This window comes from Streptomyces sp. NPDC051218 (genome assembly GCF_044455475.1).
Taxonomy (GTDB): Bacteria; Actinomycetota; Actinomycetes; order Streptomycetales; family Streptomycetaceae; genus Streptomyces.
This window is the reverse complement of the sequence record NZ_JBITEU010000001.1, coordinates 338,837-365,547: the sequence shown is the minus strand read 5'-3', so window position 1 is coordinate 365,547 and position 26,711 is coordinate 338,837. Positions and strand designations below refer to the sequence as shown.

General features: G+C 69.8%; 22 protein-coding genes. 13 read left to right on the top strand and 9 right to left on the bottom strand.

Features of this window, described 5'->3' with window-relative positions; translation table 11 throughout:
* Window positions 1-5: 5 nt before the first annotated feature.
* From ACIBCK_RS01710 to ACIBCK_RS01695, 4 genes are all read left to right on the top strand, one after another.
* Window positions 6-725, top strand: coding sequence for a YggS family pyridoxal phosphate-dependent enzyme (locus tag ACIBCK_RS01710; protein ID WP_399386095.1), 720 nt, complete (start codon window positions 6-8; stop codon window positions 723-725).
* Window positions 726-849: 124 nt separating this feature from the next.
* Window positions 850-1,494, top strand: coding sequence for a cell division protein SepF (locus ACIBCK_RS01705; protein WP_367040961.1), 645 nt, complete (start codon window positions 850-852; stop codon window positions 1,492-1,494).
* 70 nt (window positions 1,495-1,564) lie between these two features.
* Window positions 1,565-1,855, top strand: coding sequence for a YggT family protein (locus tag ACIBCK_RS01700; protein ID WP_160504525.1), 291 nt, complete (start codon window positions 1,565-1,567; stop codon window positions 1,853-1,855).
* A gap of 46 nt (window positions 1,856-1,901) precedes the next feature.
* Complete coding sequence (locus ACIBCK_RS01695) at window positions 1,902-2,996, top strand: DivIVA domain-containing protein (RefSeq protein ID WP_399386094.1); 1,095 nt, start codon at window positions 1,902-1,904, stop codon at window positions 2,994-2,996.
* 169 nt (window positions 2,997-3,165) lie between these two features.
* Here the strand turns inward: ACIBCK_RS01695 and ileS are convergent, their stop codons facing one another.
* Window positions 3,166-6,306: an isoleucine--tRNA ligase gene (gene ileS / locus ACIBCK_RS01690; RefSeq protein ID WP_399387182.1), complete on the bottom strand. Its 3,141-nt coding sequence runs from the start codon at window positions 6,304-6,306 to the stop codon at window positions 3,166-3,168.
* Window positions 6,307-6,667: 361 nt separating this feature from the next.
* The gene (locus ACIBCK_RS01685) at window positions 6,668-6,859 is read right to left on the bottom strand and encodes a DUF1059 domain-containing protein (protein ID WP_367040956.1); all 192 of its coding nucleotides are present in this window, start codon (window positions 6,857-6,859) and stop codon (window positions 6,668-6,670) included.
* Between the two features lie 306 nt (window positions 6,860-7,165).
* Here ACIBCK_RS01685 and ACIBCK_RS01680 point away from each other — a divergent pair, with 306 nt between their 5' ends.
* The 5 genes from ACIBCK_RS01680 (at window position 7,166) to ACIBCK_RS01660 (ending at window position 11,966) form a co-directional block, all read left to right on the top strand.
* The gene (locus tag ACIBCK_RS01680; RefSeq protein WP_399386093.1) at window positions 7,166-8,065 is read left to right on the top strand and encodes a TraR/DksA family transcriptional regulator; all 900 of its coding nucleotides are present in this window, start codon (window positions 7,166-7,168) and stop codon (window positions 8,063-8,065) included.
* Between the two features lie 78 nt (window positions 8,066-8,143).
* On the top strand, window positions 8,144-8,767 hold the full coding sequence (lspA, locus tag ACIBCK_RS01675; RefSeq protein WP_399386092.1) for a signal peptidase II: 624 nt from the start codon (window positions 8,144-8,146) through the stop codon (window positions 8,765-8,767).
* Between the two features lie 73 nt (window positions 8,768-8,840).
* On the top strand, window positions 8,841-9,782 hold the full coding sequence (locus tag ACIBCK_RS01670) for an RluA family pseudouridine synthase (RefSeq protein WP_367040950.1): 942 nt from the start codon (window positions 8,841-8,843) through the stop codon (window positions 9,780-9,782).
* Window positions 9,779-10,249 carry a GNAT family N-acetyltransferase gene (locus ACIBCK_RS01665; protein WP_399386091.1) on the top strand — a complete coding sequence of 157 codons (471 nt, stop codon included), beginning with the start codon at window positions 9,779-9,781 and terminating at the stop codon, window positions 10,247-10,249. Before ACIBCK_RS01670 ends, ACIBCK_RS01665 begins: the two co-directional genes overlap by 4 nt.
* 127 nt (window positions 10,250-10,376) lie before the next feature.
* The gene (locus tag ACIBCK_RS01660) at window positions 10,377-11,966 is read left to right on the top strand and encodes a Na+/H+ antiporter (protein ID WP_399386090.1); all 1,590 of its coding nucleotides are present in this window, start codon (window positions 10,377-10,379) and stop codon (window positions 11,964-11,966) included.
* A 23-nt stretch (window positions 11,967-11,989) separates the two neighbouring features.
* Here the strand turns inward: ACIBCK_RS01660 and ACIBCK_RS01655 are convergent, their stop codons facing one another.
* A complete protein-coding gene (locus ACIBCK_RS01655) occupies window positions 11,990-13,081 on the bottom strand; it encodes a mechanosensitive ion channel family protein (protein WP_399386089.1) in 1,092 nt (363 codons plus the stop codon).
* A 30-nt stretch (window positions 13,082-13,111) separates the two neighbouring features.
* Here ACIBCK_RS01655 and ACIBCK_RS01650 point away from each other — a divergent pair, with 30 nt between their 5' ends.
* A complete protein-coding gene (locus tag ACIBCK_RS01650) occupies window positions 13,112-13,681 on the top strand; it encodes a dienelactone hydrolase family protein (RefSeq protein WP_399386088.1) in 570 nt (189 codons plus the stop codon).
* An 18-nt stretch (window positions 13,682-13,699) separates the two neighbouring features.
* Here ACIBCK_RS01650 and ACIBCK_RS01645 read toward each other — a convergent pair whose 3' ends face one another.
* From ACIBCK_RS01645 to ACIBCK_RS01625, 5 genes are all read right to left on the bottom strand, one after another.
* Window positions 13,700-15,208: a serine/threonine-protein kinase gene (locus tag ACIBCK_RS01645; RefSeq protein ID WP_399386087.1), complete on the bottom strand. Its 1,509-nt coding sequence runs from the start codon at window positions 15,206-15,208 to the stop codon at window positions 13,700-13,702.
* 41 nt (window positions 15,209-15,249) lie between these two features.
* Window positions 15,250-16,950 (bottom strand): alkaline phosphatase D family protein, encoded by a 1,701-nt coding sequence (locus ACIBCK_RS01640; protein ID WP_399386086.1) that lies wholly within the window; start codon window positions 16,948-16,950, stop codon window positions 15,250-15,252.
* 104 nt (window positions 16,951-17,054) lie between these two features.
* Entirely contained in the window at window positions 17,055-17,873 is an 819-nt protein-coding gene (locus ACIBCK_RS01635) for a thioredoxin domain-containing protein (protein WP_399386085.1), read from the bottom strand.
* A 44-nt stretch (window positions 17,874-17,917) separates the two neighbouring features.
* Window positions 17,918-18,604 (bottom strand): hypothetical protein, encoded by a 687-nt coding sequence (locus ACIBCK_RS01630; protein WP_399386084.1) that lies wholly within the window; start codon window positions 18,602-18,604, stop codon window positions 17,918-17,920.
* 79 nt (window positions 18,605-18,683) lie between these two features.
* Window positions 18,684-20,012 carry a DUF2252 domain-containing protein gene (locus tag ACIBCK_RS01625; RefSeq protein WP_399386083.1) on the bottom strand — a complete coding sequence of 443 codons (1,329 nt, stop codon included), beginning with the start codon at window positions 20,010-20,012 and terminating at the stop codon, window positions 18,684-18,686.
* 190 nt (window positions 20,013-20,202) lie between these two features.
* Here ACIBCK_RS01625 and dnaE point away from each other — a divergent pair, with 190 nt between their 5' ends.
* Window positions 20,203-23,739: a DNA polymerase III subunit alpha gene (gene dnaE / locus ACIBCK_RS01620; RefSeq protein WP_399386082.1), complete on the top strand. Its 3,537-nt coding sequence runs from the start codon at window positions 20,203-20,205 to the stop codon at window positions 23,737-23,739.
* Window positions 23,740-23,830: 91 nt separating this feature from the next.
* Here dnaE and ACIBCK_RS01615 read toward each other — a convergent pair whose 3' ends face one another.
* The gene (locus ACIBCK_RS01615) at window positions 23,831-24,016 is read right to left on the bottom strand and encodes a hypothetical protein (RefSeq protein ID WP_367040930.1); all 186 of its coding nucleotides are present in this window, start codon (window positions 24,014-24,016) and stop codon (window positions 23,831-23,833) included.
* Window positions 24,017-24,252: 236 nt separating this feature from the next.
* Here ACIBCK_RS01615 and ACIBCK_RS01610 point away from each other — a divergent pair, with 236 nt between their 5' ends.
* Both ACIBCK_RS01610 and ACIBCK_RS01605 read left to right on the top strand, forming a co-directional pair.
* Window positions 24,253-25,515, top strand: a complete 1,263-nt coding sequence (locus tag ACIBCK_RS01610) for an NYN domain-containing protein (protein WP_399386081.1) — start codon at window positions 24,253-24,255, stop codon at window positions 25,513-25,515.
* 134 nt (window positions 25,516-25,649) lie between these two features.
* Entirely contained in the window at window positions 25,650-26,684 is a 1,035-nt protein-coding gene (locus ACIBCK_RS01605) for an ABC transporter ATP-binding protein (protein WP_399386080.1), read from the top strand.
* Window positions 26,685-26,711 lie beyond the last annotated feature (27 nt).

The window sequence follows — 26,711 nt, the reverse complement described above, 5'->3', positions numbered from 1 at the left end:
AGGGCATGACGGACCGTAAGTCTCAACTCGCCGCAAATCTGGCGCAGGTCGAGGAGCGCATCGCCGCGGCGTGCGCGGCGGCCGGGCGCAAGCGAGAAGAGGTGACCCTGATCGTGGTCACCAAGACCTATCCCGCGAGCGATGTGCGGATCCTCTCGGAGCTCGGGGTGCGCCATGTCGCCGAGAACCGTGACCAGGACGCGGCCCCCAAGGCCGCCGACTGCTCGGACCTTCCCCTGGCTTGGCACTTTGTCGGTCAGTTGCAGACCAACAAGGTCCGTTCCGTGGTCAGTTATGCCGATGTGGTCCAGTCCGTGGACCGCCCCAAGCTCGTCACGGCACTGTCGGCCGGCGCCGTGCGCGCGGAGCGGGAGCTCGGCTGTCTGATCCAGGTCGCCCTCGACGCCGAGGAGAACGGGCGGGGCGAGCGCGGGGGTGTGGGCCCCGGTGGCATCGAGGAGTTGGCCGGACTCGTGGCAGGGGCTCCGGGGCTGCGTCTCGACGGTCTGATGACCGTGGCACCGCTCACCGGTCCTTACGCGGGGCGGCAACAGGCGGCGTTCGAGCGGCTGATGGAATTCTCAACCCTCATGCGCGCGGCTCATCCGGCTGCGAACATGGTGTCGGCAGGGATGAGTGCGGACCTCGAACAGGCCGTGGCGGCCGGAGCGACACATGTGCGCGTCGGTACGGCGGTACTCGGAGTCCGACCCGGGCTCGGGTAACGTCGCCAAGAAGTCGGACCACAGCAGAAAATATGGTCATTCTCGCTGTTGGGCGGGGAGACCTCGTGGATCGCGGGCAGTTGGTGACGACAGCCGATCCACCACAGAGCGGAGGACTCAGAGCATGGCCGGCGCGATGCGCAAGATGGCGGTCTACCTCGGCCTCGTGGAGGACGATGGGTACGACGGTCCGGGGTTCGACCCCGACGACGAGTTCGAACCCGAGCCGGAGCCCGAGCGGGACCGCAGGCGGCATGAACCGCCACACCAGTCGCACCAGTCCCGTCAGGCACATGTGTCCGATCGGGACGAATCGGTACGAGTGGTACAGCCCCCCGCACAGCGTGAGCCGGTCGCCCATTCCGCTTCGCTAGCCGCGGAATCCGGACGTCCGGCACGAATCGCCCCCGTGGCATCCATCACACCTGAACGCCAGAGCCTGGAGAAGAACGCACCGGTGATCATGCCCAAGGTCGTGTCCGAGCGGGAGCCCTACCGCATCACCACGCTGCACCCGCGGACGTACAACGAGGCCCGTACCATCGGGGAACACTTCCGCGAGGGCACCCCGGTGATCATGAATCTGACCGAGATGGACGACACGGATGCGAAGCGACTTGTCGACTTTGCCGCCGGTCTGGTCTTCGGCCTCCATGGCAGCATTGAACGAGTGACGCAGAAGGTGTTCCTGTTGTCGCCTGCTAACGTCGATGTAACGGCGGAGGACAAGGCTCGCATCGCAGAGGGCGGGTTCTTCAACCAGAGCTGAGACGTAAGTGAAGCAGTAACGCAGAACCGGCAAACGCAGCACGAGTAACAGGGGAGAGGGAACCGCGAACATGAGCGTGGTCTGGCAGGTGCTTTACATCGCGCTGATGTGCTTCCTCATCGTGCTGATCTTCCGGTTGGTCATGGACTACGTCTTCCAGTTCGCCCGCTCATGGCAACCCGGCAAGGCGATGGTGGTCATTTTGGAGGCCACCTACACTGTCACTGATCCACCGCTCAAGCTTCTGCGGCGGTTCATTCCGCCGCTGCGTCTCGGGGGCGTGGCGCTCGACCTGTCCTTCTTCGTACTGATGATCATCGTCTACATCCTGATCACCGTCGTCAGGTCGGTGTCTGTGTGAACGATACGGTCTTGCCGAATGCCGACGACTACGTTGAGGTGAAGAGATGCCGTTGACCCCCGAGGACGTGCGGAACAAGCAGTTCACGACCGTCCGCCTCCGAGAAGGCTATGACGAGGACGAGGTCGATGCCTTCCTCGATGAGGTCGAAGCCGAACTGACTCGCTTGCTCCGCGAGAACGAGGACTTGCGCGCCAAACTGGCCGCTGCCACCCGCGCCGCCGCGCAGAACCAGCAACAGGGCGGTATGCGCAAGCCTCCGGAACCGCAGGACCAGCGCGGTCCGGGCGCCCCGGTGCCCGCCGCAATATCGGGTCCGCAGCCGGTGCCGCCGCAGCAGCAGCACCCGCAGCACCAGCAGATGGGCGGCCCGCCGCAGCTGCCCGGTGGTGCGCCGCAGCTGCCCGCAGGCCCCAGTGGCCACGGCCCGCAGGGCGGTCCGCAGGGTCCCGGCCCGATGGGCCAGGGCGGTCCGATGGGCGGCCCCATGGGTGGTCCCATGGGCGGCCACGGTCCGCAGATGCCCCAGCCCGGTCAGGGCCCCGGCGGCGACAGCGCCGCGCGTGTGCTCTCGCTTGCCCAGCAGACCGCTGACCAGGCGATCGCGGAGGCCCGTTCCGAGGCCAACAAGATCGTCGGCGAGGCCCGCTCGCGCGCCGAGGGCCTCGAGCGTGACGCCCGTGCCAAGGCCGACGCCCTGGAGCGGGACGCGCAGGAGAAGCACCGCGTCGCGATGGGCTCCCTGGAGTCCGCCCGCGCGACGCTGGAGCGCAAGGTCGAGGACCTGCGTGGCTTCGAGCGCGAGTACCGCACGCGTCTGAAGTCCTACCTGGAGTCGCAGCTCCGTCAGCTGGAGACCCAGGCCGACGACTCGCTGGCCCCGCCGCGGACCCCGGCGACGGCTTCCCTTCCGCCGTCCCCGGCGCCTTCCATGGCACCGGCCGGCGCGGGCGCCCCGTCGTACGGCGGTCAGCAGTCCATGGGCAACCAGCAGAACGCCGGTCCGTCCTACGGCGGCCAGCAGCAGATGTCGCCGGCGATGACCCAGCCGATGGCGCCGGTGCGGCCGCAGGCCCCGCAGCCCATGCAGCAGGCCCCGTCGCCGATGCGTGGCTTCCTCATCGACGAGGACGACAACTGACGGCCGTTTCCACGCCTTAGGCGTCGGCAGCGTTCAGGGCGAGGCCCCCAGTTCTTCTGGGGGCCTCGCCCTTTTGTGCGTGAGCACACCTTTGTGCGTGAGCACGCAAAGCCGAAGGCCCGGTCCCGCCAAGATCTTGGCGGGATCGGGCCTTCGGGTTTCTGGGCGGCTACGCCTTGCGGAGGCGGAACGTGAGCGCCAGGGATTCGTCCGTGAACGTCTCGCCGTACGCGTCGTCGGCCTCGCCCTGGGAGAAGTCCGTGGCGAGGACCTCGTCCGCGATGAGGCCGGCGTGGTCGGACAGGGCCGTGATCACGGCCGGGTCCGTGGAGGTCCAGCGCAGGGCGATCCGGTCCGCGACGTCCAGGCCGCTGTTCTTGCGGGCCTCCTGGATCAGGCGGATCGCGTCACGGGCAAGGCCTGCCCGGCGCAGCTCCTCAGTGATCTCCAGGTCGAGGGCGACCGTGGCGCCGGAGTCGGAGGCCACCGACCAGCCCTCGCGGGGGGTCTCCGTGATGATGACCTCGTCCGGGGCCAGCGTCACCTTCTCGCCGTCGACCTCGACCGAGGCCGTGCCCTCGCGCAGGGCCAGGGACAGGGCGGCCGCGTCGGCGTCGGCGACGGCCTTGGCGACCGCCTGGACGCCCTTGCCGAACCGCTTGCCCAGCGCGCGGAAGTTGGCCTTCGCGGTCGTGTCGACCAGTGAGCCGCCGACCTCGGAGAGCGACGCGAGCGAGGAGACATTGAGCTCCTCCGTGATCTGCGCGTGCAGCTCCGGGTTGAGTGTCTCGAAGCCCGTGGCGGCGATCAGCGCGCGCGACAGCGGCTGGCGGGTCTTGACGCCGGACTCCGCGCGCGTGGCGCGGCCCAGCTCCACCAGGCGACGTACGAGGACCATCTGCTTCGAGAGGTCCGGGTCGATCGCCGACAGGTCGGGCTCGGGCCAGGATGTCAGGTGGACCGACTCCGGGGCGTCCGGGGTGACCGGCACCACCAAGTCCTGCCAGACGCGCTCCGCGATGAACGGCGTCAGCGGGGCCATGAGACGCGTGACCGTCTCCAGGACCTCGTGCAGGGTGCGCAGGGCCGCCTTGTCGCCCTGCCAGAAGCGGCGGCGGGAACGGCGTACGTACCAGTTCGAGAGGTTGTCGACGAACGTGGACAGGAGCTTGCCGGCGCGCTGGGTGTCGTAGCCCTCCAAAGACTGCGTGACCTGGTCGGTGAGCGCGTGCAGCTCGCTGAGCAGCCAGCGGTCGAGGAGCGGGCGGTCGGCGGGCGCCGGGTCGGCGTCGCTGGGGGCCCACTTCGACGTGCGGGCGTACAGGGCCTGGAAGGCGACCGTGTTCCAGTACGTGAGGAGCGTCTTGCGGACGACCTCCTGGATGGTGCCGTGGCCCACGCGGCGTGCCGCCCACGGGGAACCGCCGGCCGCCATGAACCAGCGCACCGCGTCGGCGCCGTGCTGGTCCATCAGCTGGATCGGCTCCAGGGTGTTGCCCAGGTGCTTGGACATCTTGCGGCCGTCCTCGGCGAGGATGTGGCCGAGGCAGACGACGTTCTCGTAACTCGACTTGTCGAAGACCAGGGTGCCGACGGCCATCAGCGTGTAGAACCAGCCGCGGGTCTGGTCGATGGCCTCCGAGATGAACTGCGCGGGGTAGCGGCTCTCGAAGAGCTCCTTGTTCTTGTGGGGGTATCCCCACTGCGCGAACGGCATCGAACCGGAGTCGTACCAGGCGTCGATGACCTCGGGGACGCGGGTGGCGGTCTCCTGGCAGGTCGGGCAGGGGAAGGTGACCGCGTCGATGTACGGGCGGTGCGGGTCGAGCTCCGACTGATCGGTGCCCGTCAGGTCGGAGAGCTCGGCGCGCGAGCCGACGCACGTCAAGTGGCCTGCCTCGCAACGCCAGATGGGCAGCGGGGTGCCCCAGTAGCGGTTGCGGGACAGCGCCCAGTCGACGTTGTTGGTGAGCCAGTCGCCGAAGCGGCCGTTCTTGACCGAGTCGGGGAACCAGTTGGTCTTCTCGTTCTCCTGGAGGAGGCGGTCCTTGATGGCCGTCGTGCGGATGTACCAGGACGGCTGCGCGTAGTAGAGGAGCGCCGTGTGGCAGCGCCAGCAGTGCGGGTAGCTGTGCTCGTACGGGATGTGCTGGAAGAGCAGGCCGCGGTCCTGGAGGTCCTCGGTGAGCTTTTCGTCGGCCTTCTTGAAGAAGACACCGCCTACCAGCGGGAGGTCCTCCTCGAAGGTGCCGTCGGGACGCACCGGGTTCACGACCGGGAGGCCGTAAGCGCGGCACACCTTGAGGTCGTCCTCACCGAAGGCGGGGGACTGGTGGACCAGACCGGTGCCGTCCTCGGTGGTGACGTAGTCGGCGTTGACCACGTAGTGCGCGGGGGCCGGGAACTCCACCAGCTCGAAGGGACGCTGATAGGTCCAGCGCTCCATCTCGGCGCCGGTGAAGGTCTGCCCCGTGGTCTCCCAGCCCTCGCCGAGGGCCTTCTCGACGAGCGGCTCGGCGACGACGAGCTTCTCCTCACCGTTCGTCGCGACGACGTACGTGACGTCGGGGTGCGCGGCGACCGCGGTGTTGGAGACGAGGGTCCAGGGAGTGGTCGTCCACACCAGGAGGGCCGCCTCGCCGGCCAGCGGGCCGCCGGTGAGCGGGAAGCGGACGAAGACGGAGGGGTCGACGACCGTCTCGTAACCCTGCGCCAGCTCGTGGTCGGACAGGCCCGTGCCGCAGCGCGGGCACCAGGGGGCGACGCGGTGGTCCTGGACCAGGAGGTCCTTGTTGAAGATCTCCTTCAGGGACCACCAGACGGAGTCGACGTACTCCGGGTTCATGGTGCGGTACGCGTCGTCGAGGTCGACCCAGTAACCCATGCGGTTCGTGAGGTCGGTGAAGGCGTCGGTGTGCCGGGTCACGGACTCACGGCACTTGGCGTTGAACTCGGCGATGCCGTACGCCTCGATGTCCTTCTTGCCGTTGAACCCGAGCTCCTTCTCGACCGCGAGCTCGACCGGCAGGCCGTGGCAGTCCCAGCCGGCCTTGCGGGCGACGTGATAGCCCCGCATGGTGCGAAAGCGCGGGAAGACGTCCTTGAAGACGCGGGCCTCGATGTGGTGGGCGCCCGGCATGCCGTTGGCGGTGGGCGGACCTTCGTAGAACACCCACTCGGGGCGGCCCTCGGACTGCTCCAGGCTCTTGGCGAAGATCTTCTGCTCGCGCCAGAAGTCGAGCACGGCGTGCTCAAGGGCGGGCAGGTCGACCTGGGCGGGCACCTGGCGGTACTGCGGCTGCGTATGCAACGGCTGCGTGTTCAACGCGCTTCCTCCGGCGGACGATTCCGTTCCGTCGGAGGGACGAGAGCCGCTTGTCGCGCTCCCGCGGTACCACCCTCCTTGGCCCTCCGCGCGCGTGTGGCGCGCGGGAAAGCCCCCTCATTGGGGTCGCGATGCCGGGTCTACCGGCCGCTGCCTGGGCTGCGGCTTTCTTCCGGCGGCTCCGGGGTGATCTTCGCGTCGTGCCTGCCCCCGGGCTCACACCGTCCCCGGGTCGCTCATGGCCGCGTACGCCGCTACTCGTCCCCATCCACGCTTCTCGCTGTGCCCAGTGTACGGGGCCGGGGCGGGCGGGGCCGACCGGTTTTCGGGGCGGCGGGCGGGGGCCTCAGGCGTGCTGGGGGACCTCGTCACGAAGGGAGTCGCGGACCATCTTCCGCAGCTCCGCGCTGTCGGTGTGACCGTGGACCGACACGGCGTGCTCGCTGGCGGCGCGGACCACTTCCTCCTCCTCGCCGGAGATGGCGAGGGTGCAGTTGGTCTCGCTCGGGAATTCTCGGCAGTCGGCTGTCTTGCGCATGACGCACCTTCTCTGGTCAGGCACCAGTTTATGCCCGTTTGGGGCCTGGATACGGGCTCGGGCCCGGAGCCGTCGAGGCCGCCGGGGCTGACCCGAATGGCGACATGCGCGGCGCCCGTCTCCCGGCCCGTCATGGCGGGCGGATTACCGGGCTGGGAGCTGGGCACAACGCATGCATGCTCGCCGCGCGGCACCCGTGGGGCGGGCGTATCGAGCGGCGTGCCCCGTTGCCGCGGACCCTGAGTCGATTTATCGTCCCAGCACGATCGCGCGTGCAAGATCACAAAATGTGAAGGGGCCGCGGCCATGGTGGCGAAGAAGACCGCCGTACAGCATTCGGCGTCAGGCAGATCCACGGGCGCGGCCACCAAGAAGACGGCTGCGAAGAAGACGGCTGCGAAGAAGACGGCTGCGAAGAAGACCGCGGCCAAGAAGACGGCCGCCAAGAAGGCCGTGGCGAAGAAGGCAGCCGTCAAGAAGGCTGTCGCCAAGAAGGCGGTCGCCAAGGTCGCCGACATCGGCAAGAAGACGGAGGCCGGGGCCGCGGACGACGCGACCCACGAAGCCCCCGCCGCGAAGAAGGCTCCTGCGGCCAAGAAGGCCCCCGCGGCCAAGAAGACAGTCGCCAAGAAGGCGGCTGCCAAGAAGAGCACGGCCAAGAAGACGGCTGCGACAGCGGCCGAGGGTGCGGCTCAGGCCGCGGAGACGACGGGAGCCACGACAGTGGTCACGAAGAAGACTCCGGGCACGGCGACGGCGGCCAAGAAGCCGACGGCGGTGCCCAAGGCGCGTGTCGCGGCGGCGGAGCCCGGTGAGCTCGCGGTCCGCCCCGGCGAGGACCCCTGGACCCCGGAGGAGGTCGAGGAGGCCCGCGCGGAGCTCCAGAGCGAGGCGCTGCGGCTCGGCAGCGAGATCACGTCCTCCGAGGACGCCCTGGCCGGCCTGATGCGCGACTCCGGGGACGGCGCCGGCGACGACGACGCGGACACCGGCACGAAGAACATCACCCGGGAACACGAGATGTCGCTGGCCGCCAACGCGCGCGAGATGCTCGAACAGACCGAGCGCGCCCTGGAGCGGCTCGACGCAGGGACGTACGGCATCTGCGAGAACTGCGGCAATCCCGTCGGCAAGGCGCGGATGCAGGCCTTCCCCCGGGCGACCCTGTGCATGGACTGCAAGCAGAAGCAGGAACGGCGCTACTGAACACGGCCTGACCACCTGGTGCCGTACGTGTGTGCCGTACCCTCGTCCCCAGTCAGGTACCTAGGTCGAGGGACTCACGTGGCAGAGGCGGAGCGCATCATCGGTACGCCGGACAACCCTGAGGCGGCTGGGGCCGAGCCGGAGCACTCCGCCTCGGGCTCCGGCGACGCGGCGGGGCAGGACGAGCAGGTGTCGCCGGACGAGCAGCGGCCCAAGGGCAAGCGCAAGCTCCTGGCCCTGTTCGCGGTGGCCGCGCTCGCGTATGCCCTGGACCTCGTCAGCAAGATGATCGTCGTCGCCAAGCTCGAGCACCACGAGCCGATCGAGGTCATCGGGGACCTGCTGCAGTTCAACGCCATCCGGAACGCGGGCGCGGCCTTCGGCATGGGCGAGGCGTTCACCGTGATCTTCACCTTCATCGCGGCCGCGGTGATCGTGGTGATCGCCCGGCTGGCCCGCAAGCTCTACAGCCTGCCGTGGGCGATCGCGCTCGGCATGCTGCTCGGCGGCGCCCTAGGGAACCTCACCGACCGGATCTTCCGTGCCCCCGGAGTGTTCGAGGGAGCGGTGGTCGACTTCATCGCGCCGAAGGGCTTCGCGGTGTTCAACCTCGCGGACTCGGCGATCGTGTGCGGCGGCTTCCTGATCGTGATCCTGTCCTTCCGCGGCCTGGACCCGGACGGGACCGTCCACAAGGACTGAGGTCCCGCGTCCCGCGAGGCCCTGCGGGGTCCTGCGGTGCGGGAGTGTCAGTGCGCTCCTGCATACTCAATGGGTGAGCACGATTCCCGAGATCCGTACCCTGCCCGTGCCGGACGGCCTGGAGGGCGAGCGCGTCGACGCCGCCATCTCCCGCATGTTCGGTTTTTCCCGCACGAAGGCCGCCGAGCTGGCGGCGGCAGGCAAGGTGATGGTCGACGGCAGCGTGGTCGGCAAGTCCGAGCGTGTGCACGGCGGCGCCTGGCTGGAGGTGGAGATGCCGCAGGCGCCCGCTCCGGTGCAGATCGTCGCCGAGCCCGTCGAGGGCATGGAGATCATCCATGACGACGACGACATCCTCGTGATCGTCAAGCCGGTGGGCGTGGCCGCGCACCCGAGCCCCGGCTGGAGTGGCACCACGGTGATCGGCGGCCTCGCGGCCGCCGGGTATCGCATCTCGACCTCCGGTGCCGCCGAGCGCCAGGGCATCGTGCACCGCCTCGATGTGGGCACCTCCGGGCTGATGGTGGTCGCCAAGTCGGAGCGCGCGTACACCTCCCTGAAGCGGCAGTTCAAGGAGCGCACGGTCGACAAGCGTTACAACGCGCTGGTGCAGGGCCACCCCGACCCGATGAGCGGCACGATCGACGCCCCCATCGGCCGCCACCCGAACCACGACTACAAGTGGGCGGTCACGGCCGAGGGAAAGCCCTCCGTCACGCACTACGACCTCATCGAGGCGTTCCGGGCGGCCTCGCTGCTCGACATCAAGCTGGAGACGGGCCGCACGCACCAGATCCGCGTGCACATGGCGGCCCACCGCCACCCGTGCGTGGGCGACCTGACGTACGGCGCGGACCCGACCCTCGGCAAGCGCCTCGGTCTCACGCGCCAGTGGCTGCACGCCGTGCGACTCGGCTTCGAGCACCCCGGGGACGGCCAGTGGGTGGAGTTCGAGAGCACCTACCCCGACGACCTCCAGCAGGCGCTGGACCGGGTGCGGGCGGAGAGCTCATGAGCGCCGAGGTCACCTGCCGGGTCGCGGTGGAGCCCGACGACCTGGAGGCCTGCTTCGCGGTCCGCAAGGAAGTCTTCGTCGTGGAGCAGCAGGTCCCCGAGGACCTCGAGTACGACGCGTACGACGCCGACGCGGTGCACGTCATCGCGGTCCGCGACGACGGTCTTCCGCTGGGCACGGGCCGGCTGCTCACCGGCGAGGCGGCCGCGGACAAGAACGGCGGCGACGCCGAGGTGGGCGCGCTCGGCCGGCTCGCGGTGGCCAAGGCCGCGCGCGGCCTCGGTGTGGGAGCCGCCCTGGTGCGGGCGATAGAGGACGCGGCACGCGCGCGTGGCCTCACCGCCGTGGACCTGCACGCGCAGACGCATGCCCTCGGGTTCTACGAACGTCTGGGGTACGAGGCGTACGGCCCCGAGTTCCCGGACGCGGGCATCCCGCACCGCGCGATGCGCAAGGCGCTGGGCTAGCGGCGCCACCGGCATTGAGCCGGTTCGGGGGGAACGCGTGGCAGGGTTGAGGTCTTGATCGTCCGAGTCTCGGACACCTTCGACCCGAACTCCTTCGAACCGCCTCGAAACCGCCGGAGGGCGCACCGTGGACCAGCTGGCGCTGCTGCTCATTCTGTTGCTCGGGGCCGTGGTGACGGTGCCGCTCGGGGAGCGGCTCGGACTGCCCGCGCCCGTCCTCATGACGCTGGCCGGGATCGCACTCGCCTTCGTCAGCTGGGTGCCGAACATCGAGATCCCGCCGGACTACATCCTCCCGCTGGTGCTTCCGCCCTTGCTGTACGCGGCCGTCCAGCGCACCTCCTGGCGGCAGTTCACGGCCAACAGACGCCCCATCTTCCTGCTCGCCGTGGCCCTGGTCTTCGTGACCACCGCGGCGGTCGCCGCCATCGCCAACTCGGTCGTCCCGGGCCTTCCGATCGCCGCCGCCGTGGCGCTGGGCGCGCTCGTGGCGCCGCCCGACCCGGTCGCCGCGACGGCCGTCGCCGGGTCGCTCGGGCTGCCGCGGCGCCTCGTGTCGATCCTGGAGGGCGAGGGGCTCTTCAACGACGTCACGGCGATCGTGCTCTACCACGTGGCGATCGCGGCGGCGATCAGCGGGACGTTCTCGTGGCCGTCCGCTGTGGGGCAGCTGGTGCTCTCCGGAGTGGTCGCCGTCGCCGTGGGGTTCGCGCTCGGCTGGGTCACCAACAAGCTCATGGGGCTGCTCGGCGAGGCCACCCTGCAGACCGGCCTGACGCTGCTCGTGCCCTTCGTGAGCTACGTGCTGGCCGAGGAGCTGCTCGGCTCCGGCGTGCTCGCCGTACTGACCACCGCGCTCTATCTGGCGGAGCACAGCGCGGACGCCGACGACGTGCTCGGGCGGATCACCGGGCAGACGTTCTGGCAGATCGTCGACACCCTGGTCACCGGTGTCGCCTTCGGGCTCATCGGGCTCGAACTGCACAACGTCTTCGGCACGGCGAGCGGCCGTGAGATGCAGATGCTCGGCTGGGGCGCGGCGGTCGTCGCGGTCGTGGTCGGCGTACGACTGTTGTGGCTGCTGCCCGCGACCTGGCTCGCCAAGCGGCTGCACAAGCTGCGGGACGTCGACGAGGAGATCCCGACGACCTGGCGCGAGACCGTCGTCATGTGGTGGTCCGGGATGCGCGGTGTGGCGTCCGTGGCCCTCGCCCTGGCCATTCCGCTCAAGACGGAGAACGGCGACCCCTTCCCGGCCCGCGACGAGATCATCTTCATCGCCTTCTGCGTGATCATGGCCACCCTCGTCGTCCAGGGGCTCACCCTGCCCTGGCTGGTGAAGAAGCTCGGGGTGCGCGCGGACACCGACGCCGAGCGGGCCGTCGAGCGGGACCTCGCCATCCGGGCGGCCAAGGCGGCCAAGCGCCGCCTCAAGGAGATCGAGGAGGTCGAGGAGCTGCCGGAGGACCTCTCCGAGCGGCTGCTGCGCGGGGCCTTCGACATCGGGGCCAGGATCAGCCCCGACATCGTCGACGACGAGCGGCGCGAGCGGTACTCCAAGCGCGCCGACCGGCTCAAGGCGGTCCAGCGCATCCAGCGCGACATGATGTCGGCCGCCCGCCACGAGATCCTCGCCGCGCGCAGCGAACCCGGCGCCGATCCGGAGATCGTCGACCGGGTCCTGCACCAGCTCGACGTACGCAGCCTGCGGTCCTGAGGCGGTCCGCCCCGAGGCCGGGCTCAGCCCCGGCCCGTGCGCGGCACGATCGGCGGCGGCGGATGCGGACGGTCGCCGTCCGGCGGCGGTTCGGCCCAGGCCGTGTTGACCCGCGGCAGCGCGTACGCGTGGTGGTCGGTCAGCCAGCGGACCAGATGCTCGCGCACCGTCACCCGCACCGTCCAGATGTCGTCCGCGTCCTTGGCGGTGACCAGGGCGCGGACCTGGATCGTGTTCGGCGTCGTGTCCGTGACCGCGAGGCCCCAGTCCCTGCCGTCCCAGGCCGCGCACTCGCGCAGGATGTCCTGGAGCTTCTCGCGCATCTCGGTGATGGGCGCGGAGTGGTCCAGCTGGAAGAAGACCGTGCCGGTCATCTGGGAGCCGCCGCGCGACCAGTTCTCGAAGGGCTTCGACACGAAGTACGACACCGGCATCGTGATCCGGCGCTCGTCCCAGGTCCGTACGGCCAGGAAGGTCAGCGTGATCTCGTCGATCGTGCCCCACTCGCCGTCCACGACGACCGTGTCGCCGATCCGCACCATGTCGCCGAAGGCGATCTGCAGCCCCGCGAAGAGATTGGCGAGGGTGGACTGGGCCGCGACGCCCGCGACGATGCCGAGGACGCCGGCCGACGCGAGCAGGGACGTCCCGGCCGCCTGCATGGCGGGGAACGTGAGCAGCATCGCACCGACGGCCACCACACCGACGATCGCGGTGACCACCCGCTGGATGAGCGTGACCTGCGTACGCACCCTGCGGACGCGGGCCGGATCGCGGTGGGCGTTGGCGTACTGGGCGTAGGTGGCCTCGACGATGGCGGTCGCGATGCGGACCAGGAGCCAGGCCACCGAGCCGATGAGCACGAGGGTCAGGGTCTGGCCGATGCCCGCCGAATGATCCTCGGCGATCTTGGCCTGCCCGAAGGAGCCGCGCAACAAGGTGGCGCACATGACGAGTTGGAGCGGCAGCCTGCAGCGGCGCAGCAGGCCCCACAGGGGGTTGTCGGGGTGACGGTCGTCGGCCCGGCGTAGCAGCACATCGGCCAGCCATCCCACGGCCAGCGTGAGCACGACCGAGCCGCCGACCACGATCAACGGACGCAGTACGTTCTCCATGCCCCCGAGGGTAGGTGGCACGATGGCCTCATGAACATCATGCTTTTCCACTCGACGTACGGGCTGCGGCCCGCGGTGCACGCGGCGGCCGACCGGCTGCGCGCGGAAGGACACGAGGTGTGGACGCCCGACCTCTTCGACGGGCGCACCTTCGACACCGTCGAGGAAGGCATGGCCTTCAAGGACGAGCTCGGCAAGGAGGAGCTCCTGAAGCGGGCGATTCTGGCCTCCGCGCCCTACTCCGAGCGGGGTCTGGTCTATGCCGGGTTCTCGCTCGGCGCCGCCACCGCGCAGACCCTCGCCCTCGGCGACGCCAAGGCGCGTGGGCTGCTTCTCCTGCACGGCACGTCCGACATCGCGGAGAACACGACGGCGGACGAGCTGCCGGTGCAGCTGCACGTCGCCGAGCCGGACCCGTTCGAGACGGACGACTGGCTGAGCGCGTGGTACCTCCAGATGGGGCGCGCGGGCGCCGACGTCGAGGTCTACCGCTACGCCGGAGCCGGTCACCTCTACACCGACCCCGACCTGGACGACTACGACGCCGAGGCTGCCGAGGCGACGTGGCGGACGGCGATCGGCTTCCTGGAATCCCTCTGACCGGTCACCCGGTGCCCCTCACGCGCGCGTGCAGCGGCCTACCGGTGCGCTCGCGGGCGGCTTGCACATCAGGCCGAAGTCGGCGCTGCTGGAGCTGAGATACCGCCCGGCGCACTCCTTGTCGGTGGTCCTGCCGCGCTCGGCGCAGAACCGCAGCGCGGCCCGGCCGTCCGCGAAGGGTCCGGGAGCGTAGATCACCCAGTAGCCCGGTCGCAGCGACGCGTAGTCGTCACTGCGCAGATACTGCGCTTCCGGCACGTCCTTGCGCACGGTGGCGAGCCTGCGGTCGCGGGCGTCCGTGCCCGTGCCGACGGGCTCGGAGTGGAGCTGGGCGATCCAGCTGCCCGCAGCGGGCGGGACGCCGGGCGATGACTCGGGCGCCGTGGTCGGGCTCTTGCCCGGGTCCGGATTCTTGCCCGGGTCCGAGCTCCTGCCCGTCTCAGGGCTCTTGGACGCCTTGACGGGTTCCGACGAAGCCTTGGACGAAGCCCCCGCGGAGGCGCCGCCCTTGCCCCCGGCCCCGCCCGTGCCCGACCCGTCCCGCAGGGCCAGCACCAGCGCGGCGCCGGCCACCAGGGCGAGCGCCACCGCGACCGCCGCGAGGAGCACCGGCGTACGGCGTCGGGGCTCGGCGGGCGGCGGCTCCACCGGGAGCGCCGGCCGGTCGGAGATCTCCGTCGGCTGCCAGGAGACGTCGCTCGCCACCGCGGCGAGCATCGCGTCCAGGCGCTCCGCGTCCGGGCGCAGCGCCGGGTCGCGCACCAGAAGGGCGTTCAGGACCGGGGTGAGCGCCCCCGAGCGCGTCGGCGTCGGCACGGGCTCGTCGAGCACGGCGGCGAGTGTGGCGAGCGTCGTGGCGCGGCGCAGCGGGCTGACGCCCTCCACGGCCAGGTACAGGACGAGGCCGAGCGACCAGAGGTCGGCCGCCGGGCCCTGGTCCGTGCCGCGGATGCGCTCGGGCGCCATGTACTCGGGCGAGCCGATCAGGTCGCCGGTCGCGGTGAGTTGCGTGGAGCCGACCAGCGTGGCGATGCCGAAGTCCGTGAGGACCACGGAGGGGCCTTGGCCGCCGGAGGTCTCGCCCCGCAGCAGGACGTTGGCGGGCTTCACGTCCCGGTGCAGGATGCCCGCCGCGTGGGCGACGCGCAGCGCCGAGAGCAGCTCGCGGCCGATGCGTGCCGCCTCCCGCGGCGTCAACGTGCCCTGCTCCAGGAGATCTTGGAGCGTGCGCCCCGGCAGCAGCTCCATCACCAGCCAGGGGTGCGGGCCCGTGTCCACGATGTGGTGGATCGTCACCACATGCGGGTGGTTGAGGCGGGCGAGCGCCCTGGCCTCGCGCAACACGCGCTCCCGCAGGACGCGTGACTGCTCGCCCGTCAGCTCCCGTGCTGCGGGCCGCACCTCCTTGATGGCCACCTCGCGGTGCAGCACGGTGTCGCGCGCTCGCCACACCGTGCCCATACCGCCGCTGCCGAGCCGCTCCAGCAGCTCGAAGCGCCCGTCCACCACGTCCCCCTGGCCACTCATGTCGTTAGGGTAAGGGGCGTCGGCGACGGGCGTGACCCGGGTCAGCGCACCGGGGAGTACGTCCGCTCGACCCGCTGGGTGCCGGTGAGGGTGCGGTAGGACCGGGCCCACGTGGACGTCGCATCGGGGACCTTGCGGTCGGACAGGACGTAGTAGTCCATCTGGGAGCGCTCGGCGGTGACGTCGAGGACGCCGTAACCGTGCGAGTCCATGTCCAGCCACTTCACGTGGCGGTTGGCCGCCTTCACCGCGCCCACCGCGACCAGCGAGAGGGTGTGCGGGGCGACGTGCAGCATGTCGTCCACGTTGTCGGAGGTCACGGACGTGACCACGAACTCCGTGGCCGCGGAGGGCGACGCGGGGTACGTGGCGGCCCTGACCGGCACGTCGTTCGCCCACGCCATGTGGATGTCCCCGGTGAGGAAGACCGTGTTCCGGACTGCCTTGTCGACCAGGTGGGAGATGAGCTCCTTGCGGTCGTCCGTGTAGCCGTCCCACTGGTCGCCGTTGACGGCGAGACCTTCCTTGGGCAGGCCGAGCAACTCCGCGATGGGTTCGAGCAGATGGGCGGGCACGGAACCGAAGGCGACCGGCGAGATCATCACCGAGGTGCCGACCAGCTTCCAGGACGCGTCCGACGAGGCGAGACCCGCCTTCAGCCAGTCGAGCTGGGCGCGGCCCGTGATCGTACGGTCCGGGTCGTCCACGTCGCCGCTGCCGAATCCCGCCTGTTCGGAGCGGAAGGAGCGCAGGTCGAGCAGGTGCAGATCGGCCAGCTTGCCGAAGCGCAGCCGACGGTAGACCGTGCCTTCAGTAGAAGGGCGTACGGGCATCCACTCGAAGTACGCCTGTTTCGCGGCCGCCATGCGCTGCGCCCAGCCGCCCTCGGACTCCGGGGAGTGGTTCACCGCGCCGCCCGACCAGGTGTTGTCGGCGAACTCGTGGTCGTCCCAGATCGCGATCAGGGGGTGCGTCGCGTGCATCGCCTGTGCGTCCGGGTCGGTCTTGTGGGCGCCGTGCCGGGTGCGGTAGTCGGCGAGGCTGACGATCTCGTGCCGCGGCTCGTGCTGACGCACCCCGTACTCGGCGGCGGGGTACTCGCCGCTCTGGTACTCGTAGATGTAGTCGCCGATGTGCAGCACCGCGTCGAGCTCCGTGCGGGCCGCGAGATGGCGGTACGCGGAGAAGTAGCCGGCCTCCCAGTTGGCGCAGGACACCACGCCGAACCGGACGCCGGGGGCCGCCGCTGCGTGCGCGGGGGTGGTGCGGGTGCGGCCCACGGGGGAGTGCACCGGGGTGCCGCCGTCGCCGGAGCCGCCCACGGAGAAGCGGAAGTAATAGGTGGTGGCAGGGCTCAAGCCCCTTACGTCGGCCTTGACCGTGTGGTCGCCGGTGGCCCGCGCGGTCGTGCTTCCGTGGCCGACGACCTGGGTGAAACCCTTGTCCTTGGCCAGCTGCCAACTCACCTCGGTGTCGGGCCCCTTGCCGGAGCCCGGCGTGGCCTCGGGTGTCGGCGTCACGCGGGTCCACAGCAGAACACCGTCGGGCAGGGGGTCGCCGGACGCGACTCCGTGGTGGAACGCGGGCCCTTCGGCGGCGTGGGCGAGGGGGGCCGCGGCGAGCGGCGCGACGGCCGCGGTGGCGGCGGCGGCCTTGACGACCGTACGGCGGCTCGGGGCCGCGGAGTTGAGCGGCCTCGCCGGAGAGTTGAGCGGTCTGTGGGCGCTGTTTCGACTGGTCACAGGCGATCACCTTACTGATCGGTAATCGCCAAGAGCGGGCGAACGACGAAACGTTCGCCCGCTCTTTGGTCAAGTGCCGCTCAACGAGCGGCTCTTGAGGCCGTTCAGGCCTTGAGGGCCGCGTCGATGGCCTTCTGGTAGTCCTCGACCGTCGACGGAGCGTTCTTCTTGTCGGGGCCGGTCAGCTTCTTGCCGTCCATGACGAAGGAGGGTGTGCCGTCCACGCCGTCCTTGTTGTCGTCGAACTTCTTCGACATCTCAAGGGCCCAGCGGTCGTACGTGCCGTCCTTGACGTCCTTGGCGAAGGTCTTGCTCTTCTTGAGCTCGGGGACCTCGTTCGCGATCTTGGTGAGGAACGCGTCGTCCTTGAACTTGTCCTCGGTCTCGGTGGGGTGGTTCTCCTTGGAGAACATGGCCTTCTTGTAGTCGAGGAAGGCCTGGTCGCTCACGTTCAGGGCGGCGCCGAGCGCGCTGAGCGCGTTCTTGGAGCCCTCACCCGTGAGGTTGCGGTCGAGGAACGAGGCGCCGATGAACTGGATCTTGTACTTGCCGTCCTTCAGGTCCTTCTCGACCGTCGGGCCGACCGCCTGCTCGAAGCTGGCGCAGACCGGGCAGCGCGGGTCCTCGTAGACCTTGAGGGTCTTCTTGGCGCTGTCCTTGCCGAGGACGACGGTCGTGCCGTCCGTGCCCGAGGAGTTCGCGGGCTTGACCAGCTTCTCGTCCTTGGCGGCTTCCCAGTGGCCGGGCTTGTTGGCCTGCATGACGGCGTAACCGACGCCGCCGGCGATCGCCAGGACCGCGACGACGGAGACGCCGACGATCATCGTCCGCTTCCGCTTCTGGCGCTTGCGCTCGGCTTCCTGCTGGGCGCGGATCCGCTCGCGGGCCGCCGACTTGGCCGCCTGGCTGTTGCGCTTGCTCATGATGATGTTCTCCGTAGGGGTGACATGCGTGGGGACGGTGATGCTCAGGCGAAGACGGCCGAGCACGGCGGTCCACGCCGTCCCACGAAGTGCACGAGAAGGCGCGTGCGCGCGGTCCGCGCCCGGCTCGCGGGGCGCGGACCGCGCCGCACGGGCCGCGGGCGGACGCCCACCGCGGCGACCGCGATGAGCAGCGGCCGGAAGGTGGCGGCGGTCACCGCGCGCAGCACCTGGGCCAGGGCGCGCTCGCCGCGCCGCAGCCAGGCCGCCGCGAGCAGCCCCACCGCGATGTGCGCGCCGAGCAGCAGCCAGGCGGCGGCCGGGTCGGCGTCGGCGAACAGCACGGCGCCGCGGTGTCCGTCGCCGCCGGTCATCCGGGCCAGCGGGGTGCCGACACTGGCGCCACCGCACAGCACGTCGAAGCCGACGGAGCGCAGCGGGCCCGCGACGGGGCCGCCCGCCTGGCCGTAACAGACGTGCTGCCCGGTGGTGAACACCGTGTCGGCGGCCAGTTCGAGCGGGATCAGCAGGGCGGCGATGCGGCCGTAACCACGCTCGCGCCCCGCCAGGGCGTACGCGATGACGAAGACCGCGGTGGCGATCACGGCGACGGTGGTCAGCGGCAGCGGGGCGCGGGAGAGCAGCACGTGCGACGCGGCGGAGAGCGTCACGACGAGCGCCGTGAAGAGCGCCGCGCGCACGGTTCTGAGCTGGGTCCCGGATATGTCCATCGCGATGCCGAGTGTGCCATGTGCTTCCGTAAGGCAGCCCTAAAGGGTGCCTATGAGTCGCACGATGCCGTCTTCGTGCCTACAGACCCGGAATCCGGCCGTTACGGAACAGGTCGACGAAGATCTGGTGGTCCCTGCGGGCCCGCGCGCCGTACTCGTGCGCGAAGTCCACGAGCAGGTCACCGAAGCCTTCCTCGTCCGCCGCGATGGCGGCGTCGATGGCACGCTCCGTGGAGAACGGCACCAGGTCCGAGTGGCCGCTCTCGTCGTCAGCGGCGGAGTGCATCGTGGCGGTGGCGCGGCCCAGGTCGGCGATCACCGCGGCGATCTCGTCCCAGTCGTCGATGTCCGACCAGTCCAGGTCCACCGCGTACGGAGAGACCTCGGCGACCAGCTGTCCGGCGCCGTCCAGCTCGGTCCAGCCCAGCCACGGGTCGGCGTGCGCCTGGAGCGCGCGCTGCGAGATGACCGTGCGGTGGCCTTCGTGCTGGAAGTAGTCACGGACCGCGCCGTCGGTGATGTGCCGCGAGACCGCCGGGGTCTGCGCCTGCTTGAGGTAGATCACGACGTCGTTCTCCAGGGCGTCGCTGTTGCCCTCGAGAAGGATGTTGTACGACGGCAGGCCCGCGGAGCCGATGCCGATGCCGCGGCGCCCGACGACGTCCTTCACGCGGTACGAGTCGGGGCGGGTGAGCGAGGACTCGGGCAGCGTCTCCAGATAGCCGTCGAAGGCGGCGAGCACCTTGTACCGCGTGGCCGCGTCGAGCTCGATGGAGCCGCCGCCCGGGGCGAAGCGGCGCTCGAAGTCGCGGATCTCCGTCATGGAGTCCAGGAGGCCGAAGCGGGTCAGGGAGCGAGCGTCGCGCAGCGCGTCCAGGAGCGGGCCCTGGGCGGTGTCCAGGGTGAAGGGCGGCACCTCGTCGCTCTTGGCGCCGGTCGACAGGTCGTGGATCCGCTCGCGGTACGCCGCCGCGTAGATCCGGACCAGGTCGGTGATCTGTTCGTCGCTGAGCGCCTTCGTGTACCCGATCAGGGCCACGGAGGCGGCGAAGCGCTTCAGGTCCCAGGTGAAGGGGCCCACGTACGCCTCGTCGAAGTCGTTCACGTTGAAGATCAGGCGGCCCTGGGCGTCCATGTACGTGCCGAAGTTCTCCGCGTGCAGGTCGCCGTGGATCCACACCCGCCCCGTGCGCTCGTCCAGGTAGGGACCGCCGTGCTGCTCGCGCTCCAGGTCCCCGTAGAAGAGGCAGGCCGTGCCGCGGTAGAACGCGAAGGCGGAGCCGGCCATCTTCCGGAACTTCACCCGGAACGCGGCGGGGTCCGCGGCGAGGAGCTCACCGAAAGCGGTGTCGAACACGGAGAGGATCTGCTCGCCGCGCTGCTCAGCGGTGGGCTGCGGGTCCGACATCGCGGGGTGCCTCCAGGTAACGGGTGGTGCCAGGTCGTGCATGACATTTTGGACAGGCCTTCCGACCTGTCCAACGCACGACGGTACCCCCGAGTGCCCGCCGCTTGTCAGTGCTCCGGATTAGACTTCCACGCTGTCCCCCCAGACTGCCCGCAGCCTGTCGCCAAGAGTTCCCCGGAGGCCTCCCGCCGTGACCAAGCCGCCCTTTACGCACCTCCACGTTCACACCCAGTACTCGCTGCTGGACGGTGCCGCGCGGCTCAAGGACATGTTCAACGCCTGTAATGAGATGGGCATGACGCATGTCGCCATGTCCGACCACGGCAACCTCCACGGGGCGTACGACTTCTTCCACTCGGCGCAGAAGGCGGGCGTGACGCCGATCATCGGCATCGAGGCGTATGTGGCGCCGGAGTCCCGCCGTAACAAGCGGAAGATCAAGTGGGGTCAGCCGCACCAGAAGCGCGACGACGTGTCCGGTTCGGGTGGTTACACCCACAAGACGATCTGGGCGGCGAACAGCACCGGCCTGCACAACCTCTTCCGGCTGTCCTCGGACGCGTACGCCGAGGGCTGGCTCCAGAAGTGGCCGCGTATGGACAAGGAGACGATCTCCCAGTGGTCGGAGGGTCTCATCGCCTCCACCGGCTGCCCCTCAGGAGAGCTCCAGACCCGGCTGCGCCTCGGCCAGTTCGACGAGGCGGTGAAGGCCGCCGCCGAGTACCAGGACATCTTCGGCAAGGACCGGTACTTCCTGGAGCTGATGGACCACGGCATCGACATCGAGCGCCGGGTCCGCGACGACCTGCTCCGGGTCGGCAAGAAGCTCGGCATCCCGCCCCTGGTGACGAACGACTCGCACTACACGTACGCGCACGAGTCCGTCGCCCACGACGCCCTGCTCTGCATCCAGACCGGCAAGAACCTCTCGGACCCCGACCGCTTCCGCTTCGACGGCACCGGCTACTACCTGAAGTCCACGGACGAGATGTACGCCATCGACTCCTCGGACGCCTGGCAGGAAGGCTGCCGCAACACGCTCCTGGTGGCCGAGCAGATCGACACCACCGGCATGTTCGAGAAGCGCGACCTGATGCCGAAGTTTGACATCCCGGAGGGCTTCACCGAGGTCACCTGGTTCCAGGAGGAGGTCCGGGTCGGCATGAACCGCCGCTACCCGGGCGGTGTCCCCGAGGACCGGCAGCAGCAGGCCGAGTACGAGATGGACATCATCATCCAGATGGGCTTCCCGGGGTACTTCCTCGTGGTCGCCGACTTCATCATGTGGGCCAAGAACAACGGCATCGCGGTCGGCCCCGGCCGTGGCTCCGCGGCAGGCTCGATCGTCGCGTACGCCATGGGCATCACCGACCTCGACCCCATCACGCACGGCCTGATCTTCGAGCGGTTCCTCAACCCCGAGCGCGTCTCCATGCCCGATGTCGACATCGACTTCGACGAGCGCAGGCGCGTCGAGGTGATCCGGTACGTGACCGAGAAGTACGGCGCCGACAAGGTCGCCATGATCGGCACGTACGGAAAGATCAAGGCGAAGAACGCCATCAAGGACTCCGCGCGCGTGCTCGGATATCCGTACGCGATGGGCGACCGCCTCACCAAGGCCATGCCCGCCGACGTCCTCGGCAAGGGCATCGACCTCTCCGGCATCACGGACCCCAAGCACCCGCGCTACAGCGAGGCGGGCGAGATCCGGGGGATGTACGAGAACGAACCGGACGTCAAGAAGGTCATCGACACCGCCAAGGGCGTCGAGGGCCTGGTCCGGCAGATGGGCGTGCACGCGGCCGGCGTCATCATGTCCAGCGAGCCGATCGTGGACCACGCGCCGATCTGGGTGCGGCACACGGACGGCGTGACGATCACGCAGTGGGACTACCCCCAGTGCGAGTCGCTCGGCCTGCTCAAGATGGACTTCCTGGGCCTGCGAAACCTCACCATCATGGACGACGCCGTCAAGATGGTGCGGAACGACAAGGGCGTCGACCTGGAGATGCTCTCGCTCCCGCTCGACGACCCGAAGACCTTCGAACTGCTCTGCCGCGGTGACACGCTCGGCGTCTTCCAGTTCGACGGCGGACCGATGCGTTCGCTCCTTCGCCAGATGCAGCCCGACAACTTCGAGGACATTTCCGCCGTCTCGGCCCTGTACCGGCCGGGCCCGATGGGCATGAACTCGCACATCAACTACGCGGAGCGCAAGAACGGCCGCCAGGAGATCACGCCGATCCACCCGGAGCTCGAAGAGCCCCTGAAGGAGACGCTCGGTCTGACCTACGGCCTCATCGTGTACCAGGAGCAGGTGCAGAAGGCCGCGCAGATCATCGCCGGCTACTCCCTCGGCGAAGCCGACATCCTGCGCCGCGTGATGGGCAAGAAGAAGCCCGACGAGCTGGCGAAGAACTTCGTCCTCTTCCAGGAGGGGGCGAAGAAGAACGGCTACTCGGACGCCGCGATCCAGGCCCTGTGGGACGTCCTGGTCCCCTTCGCCGGCTACGCCTTCAACAAGGCGCACTCCTCCGCGTACGGCCTCGTCACGTACTGGACCGCCTACCTCAAGGCGAACTACCCCGCCGAGTACATGGCGGCGCTGCTCACCTCGGTGAAGGACGACAAGGACAAGTCGGCCATCTACCTCAACGAGTGCCGGCGCATGGGCATCAAGGTCCTGCCGCCCAACGTGAACGAGTCCGTGCACAACTTCGCCGCCCAGGGCGACGACGTGATCCTCTTCGGTCTGGAGGCCGTCCGGAACGTCGGTACGAACGTGGTCGAGTCGATCGTCCGCTCCCGCAAGGCCAAGGGGAAGTTCGCCTCCTTCCCCGACTACCTCGACAAGGTCGAGGCCGCCGCCTGCAACAAGCGGACCACGGAGTCACTGATCAAGGCGGGCGCCTTCGACACCATGGGGCACACCCGCAAGGGCCTGACCGCGCAGTACGAGCCCATGATCGACAACGTCGTGCAGGTCAAGCGCAAGGAGGCGGAAGGGCAGTTCGACCTCTTCGGAGGGGGCGAGGAGACCGGCGGCGAGCCGGGCTTCGGGCTCGACGTGGAGTTCTCCACCGACGAGTGGGAGAAGACGTATCTCCTCGCCCAGGAGCGGGAGATGCTCGGTCTGTACGTCTCCGACCACCCGCTGTTCGGCCTGGAGCACGTCCTGTCCGACAAGGCCGACGCCGGCATCGGACAGCTCACCGGCGGCGACTACTCGGACGGTTCGATCGTCACCATCGGCGGCATCATCTCCGGCCTCCAGCGCAAGATGACCAAGCAGGGCAACGCCTGGGCGATCGCGACCGTCGAGGACCTCGCGGGCTCCATCGAGTGCATGTTCTTCCCGGCGACGTATCAGCTCGTCTCGACGCAACTCGTCGAGGACGCCGTGGTGTTCGTCAAGGGCCGCCTCGACAAGCGCGAGGACGTGCCGCGCCTCGTCGCGATGGAGCTCCAGGTCCCCGACCTGTCGAACGCGGGCACCAACGCGCCCGTCCTGATCACCATCCCGACGGTGAAGGTGACCCCGCCGATGGTCAGCCGCCTCGGCGAGATCCTCAGTCACCACCGCGGCAACAGCGAGGTGCGGATCAAGCTCCAGGGGGCGCAGAAGACGACGGTGCTGCGGCTCGACCGCCACCGGGTACAGCCGGATCCCGCCCTTTTCGGTGACCTGAAGGTGCTGCTCGGCCCGTCCTGTCTCGCCGGCTAGGCCGAACCGCCGCACACGCAGAAGGGGCGCGCCCGGAATTCCGGGCGCGCCCCTTCGCGCATATACGCCTGCGTGGGCGTCAGTTGAGGCGTCAGTTGTGGCCGAAGCGACGCTGGTGCTTGCGGGCGACCTCGGCCGGGCTGCCCTGCGACTGCACGGCGTCCTTCATCCTCGACTCGGCCTGCTCCGCCGACGACTTGGCCTGCTCCTGCGCCTGCTCCGCGGCGGAAGCACGGTTCTGATCGCCACCCTGCTTGCGGTTCTTGTTCTTGCCCATGGTGATCTTCCTCCTGAGGGGGATCTGGGGGCCAGGACGCGACCAGATTCACATATGGCGACAAGCTGCGCATTTCAGAGAATTACCGTGCGTAATAAGCCCTGTCGGAGAGTGAAGTCGACATACGCCACGCCGAAGATCGAGTTCCGGCCGTTAACCTCCGCAGGGTCGGGCAGACTCGAAGGAAACCCGAACCATTACTTCCAGGGAATCTCCAGGGAAAGAGGGTGGATCGCGTGGACCGCTGCATCGTCCTGGTGGACGCCGGGTATCTGCTGGGTGCCGCCGCGAGTCTCCTCGCGGGCGAGCCGTCCCGGTCCCGGATCACCGTCGATCACACCGCCCTGATCCAGGGCATCCGTGAGCGCGCCGAATCCGACACCGAGCGCCCCCTCCTGCGGATCTACTGGTTCGACGGAGCCCCCGACCGCGTACCGCAGCCCGAGCACCGCAGGCTGCGCGTCATGCCGCGCGTGACGGTCCGGCTCGGCGCGCTCACCCGCAGTGACGGACGGTGGGCCCAGAAGGGCGTCGACGCCGCCATGCACGCCGAGCTGACGGAGCTGGCCCGCAACCGCGCCTGCTCGGACATCGTGCTCATCACCGGCGACGGGGATCTGCTGCCCGGCATGATGGCCGCCAAGGAGCACGGCGTCGCCGTCCACCTGTGGGCCGTCCAGGCCGCCGACGGGGACTACAACCAGTCCGAGGACCTGGTGGCCGAGGCCGACGAGCGCCGCGTCCTGGACCGGGCCTGGATCACCAAGGCCGTACGCCCCAAGGAGCTCACCGGCGTCTGCGCGCCCCCTCCCGTCCCGCGCCCCGAGATCGCCGCCATCCTCTCCGCGCCCCTGCCGGAGTCCGCGCTCGCGGCCAGCGCCCAGCGGGCCGCCGACGAGGCCGCGGGGGTCCAGCACGGCCAGCAGCACGGTGAGCACGCCGAAGCCGGGGCCAACGGCGACAGCGGCGGCCCGCACCACATCCCGCCGGGCAAGGGCGTGCCCACCCCCAAGGACCTGGCCGCCCTGCGCGGCCCCGGCACGCAGGCCGCACAGCACCCCACCAACGCCACGCTGCGCTGGTCGTCCGACAAGGGGTGGGTCGAGCGGCCCGGCGGCGCCGCGGAGAGCCCGGAGGCCGCCGCCCTGCCGACGCTCGCCCAGCTGACGACCGCCGAGCAGCGCTGGGCCGACCGCGAGGAGGACATCACCACCGTCGGCGGTGACCCCTTCGAGGTCGGGCAGGTCTTCGCGCGCCGCTGGATGGCCCGCCTGCCGGAACAGCACAACCTCCACAAGCTCTCGACGATGTACCCGCGCATCCCGCACCGCGTCGACGGCGAGCTCCTGCGGTACGCGGCCCGCTTCGGACTGCTCGCCCACAAGGACGACCAGATCGACGAACACGACCGGTACGCGATCCGGGCGGGCTTCTGGCGCGAGATCGACGTCCACACAGCGGTGGAGCATGCACCGGTGGGCGACCGCTCCGGCGAGTGACCGAACAGCCACGCGAACGGGTGAAGGACACGTCCGCAGATGAGTGACCGAACACGTCCACGGATGACCGATACGGGGCGTACGGGGCGCCCCGGGCGTCGCGGCGGGCACGGGACCCCGTACGCTCGTCCCTCGTGAGTACGCGCTCGGCACAGGCAGTCCGACAAGGGCTCCGACAGGGTCACGGCAGTGATGCCGTCTGCGCGGTGCGCGACCTCGTCAAGACGTATCCCGCCGCCCGTGGCAGGCGCGGCACGCCCGCGACACCCGAGGTGCGCGCCACCGACGGCATCAGCCTGGAGGTCAGGCGCGGCGAGATCTTCGGCCTCCTCGGGCCCAACGGCGCGGGCAAGTCCACCCTCGTACGCCAGCTGACCGGCCTGATGCGGCCCGACAGCGGGAGCGTCGAGATCCTCGGGCACGACATCCTGCGCCACCCCGAGCGGGCCGCGCGGATCCTCGCGTACCTGGGGCAGGAGTCCACCGCGCTCGACGAGCTGACCGTCTCGCTCGCCGTGGAGACGACCGCGCGGCTGCGCGGCCTCGACGTCCGCGCGGCGCGGGCCGAGCGGGACGGCGTACTCGACGAACTCGCGCTGACCGGCCTCGCCTCGCGTCCCCTCAAGAAGCTCTCCGGGGGGCAGCGCAGGCTCGCCTGCTTCGCCACCGCCCTGGTGGGGCAGCGGCCGTTGCTCGTCCTCGACGAGCCGACGACCGGCATGGACCCCATCGCGCGGCGCGCGGTGTGGGGCGCGGTCGACCGGCGCAGGGCCGAGCGCGGCACGACGGTGCTGCTCGTCACCCACAACGTCATCGAGGCCGAGACGGTCCTGGACCGGGTCGCCGTCCTCGACCACGGCAAGGTCATCGCCTGCGACAGCCCGGTGGGCCTGAAGGAACAGGTCGCGGGCGAGGTGCGGGTGGAGCTCGTCTGGCGGGAGCGGGCGCCGCTGGACGTCCCCGAGGTCTTGGCGCTTCGCTCGTCCGCGGTCGAGTCGGGGCGCCGTTGGTCCCTGCGGCTCGCGCCCGACGAGGCTCGGGCCGCTGTCGCCGCGGTCACCGGCGGGGACGCCTTCGCCTCGCTGGACGATTTCACCTTGGCCACGCCGAGCCTGGAGGACGTGTATCTCGCCCTGGGCGGGAACGGGGAGGGGCTGGTCAAGGCATGACCTCCGCCGGGCGGATGAACAGCGACA

Bases quoted from the DNA above. Each gene is read 5' to 3' on its own strand.
- ACIBCK_RS01635 (WP_399386085.1), bottom strand. From the start codon at position 17,873: ATGAGCAAGCGCAACAGCCAGGCGGCCAAGTCGGCGGCCCGCGAGCGG.
- ACIBCK_RS01625 (WP_399386083.1), bottom strand. From the start codon at position 20,012: ATGTCGGACCCGCAGCCCACCGCTGAGCAGCGCGGCGAGCAGATCCTC.
- ACIBCK_RS01700 (WP_160504525.1), top strand. From the start codon at position 1,565: ATGAGCGTGGTCTGGCAGGTGCTTTACATCGCGCTGATGTGCTTCCTC.
- ACIBCK_RS01680 (WP_399386093.1), top strand. From the start codon at position 7,166: ATGGTGGCGAAGAAGACCGCCGTACAGCATTCGGCGTCAGGCAGATCC.
- ACIBCK_RS01685 (WP_367040956.1), bottom strand. From the start codon at position 6,859: ATGCGCAAGACAGCCGACTGCCGAGAATTCCCGAGCGAGACCAACTGC.
- ACIBCK_RS01630 (WP_399386084.1), bottom strand. From the start codon at position 18,604: ATGGACATATCCGGGACCCAGCTCAGAACCGTGCGCGCGGCGCTCTTC.
- ACIBCK_RS01655 (WP_399386089.1), bottom strand. From the start codon at position 13,081: ATGGAGAACGTACTGCGTCCGTTGATCGTGGTCGGCGGCTCGGTCGTG.
- ACIBCK_RS01695 (WP_399386094.1), top strand. From the start codon at position 1,902: ATGCCGTTGACCCCCGAGGACGTGCGGAACAAGCAGTTCACGACCGTC.
- ACIBCK_RS01705 (WP_367040961.1), top strand. From the start codon at position 850: ATGGCCGGCGCGATGCGCAAGATGGCGGTCTACCTCGGCCTCGTGGAG.
- ACIBCK_RS01615 (WP_367040930.1), bottom strand. From the start codon at position 24,016: ATGGGCAAGAACAAGAACCGCAAGCAGGGTGGCGATCAGAACCGTGCT.
- ACIBCK_RS01650 (WP_399386088.1), top strand. From the start codon at position 13,112: ATGAACATCATGCTTTTCCACTCGACGTACGGGCTGCGGCCCGCGGTG.
- ACIBCK_RS01665 (WP_399386091.1), top strand. From the start codon at position 9,779: ATGAGCGCCGAGGTCACCTGCCGGGTCGCGGTGGAGCCCGACGACCTG.
- ACIBCK_RS01710 (WP_399386095.1), top strand. From the start codon at position 6: ATGACGGACCGTAAGTCTCAACTCGCCGCAAATCTGGCGCAGGTCGAG.
- ACIBCK_RS01645 (WP_399386087.1), bottom strand. From the start codon at position 15,208: ATGAGTGGCCAGGGGGACGTGGTGGACGGGCGCTTCGAGCTGCTGGAG.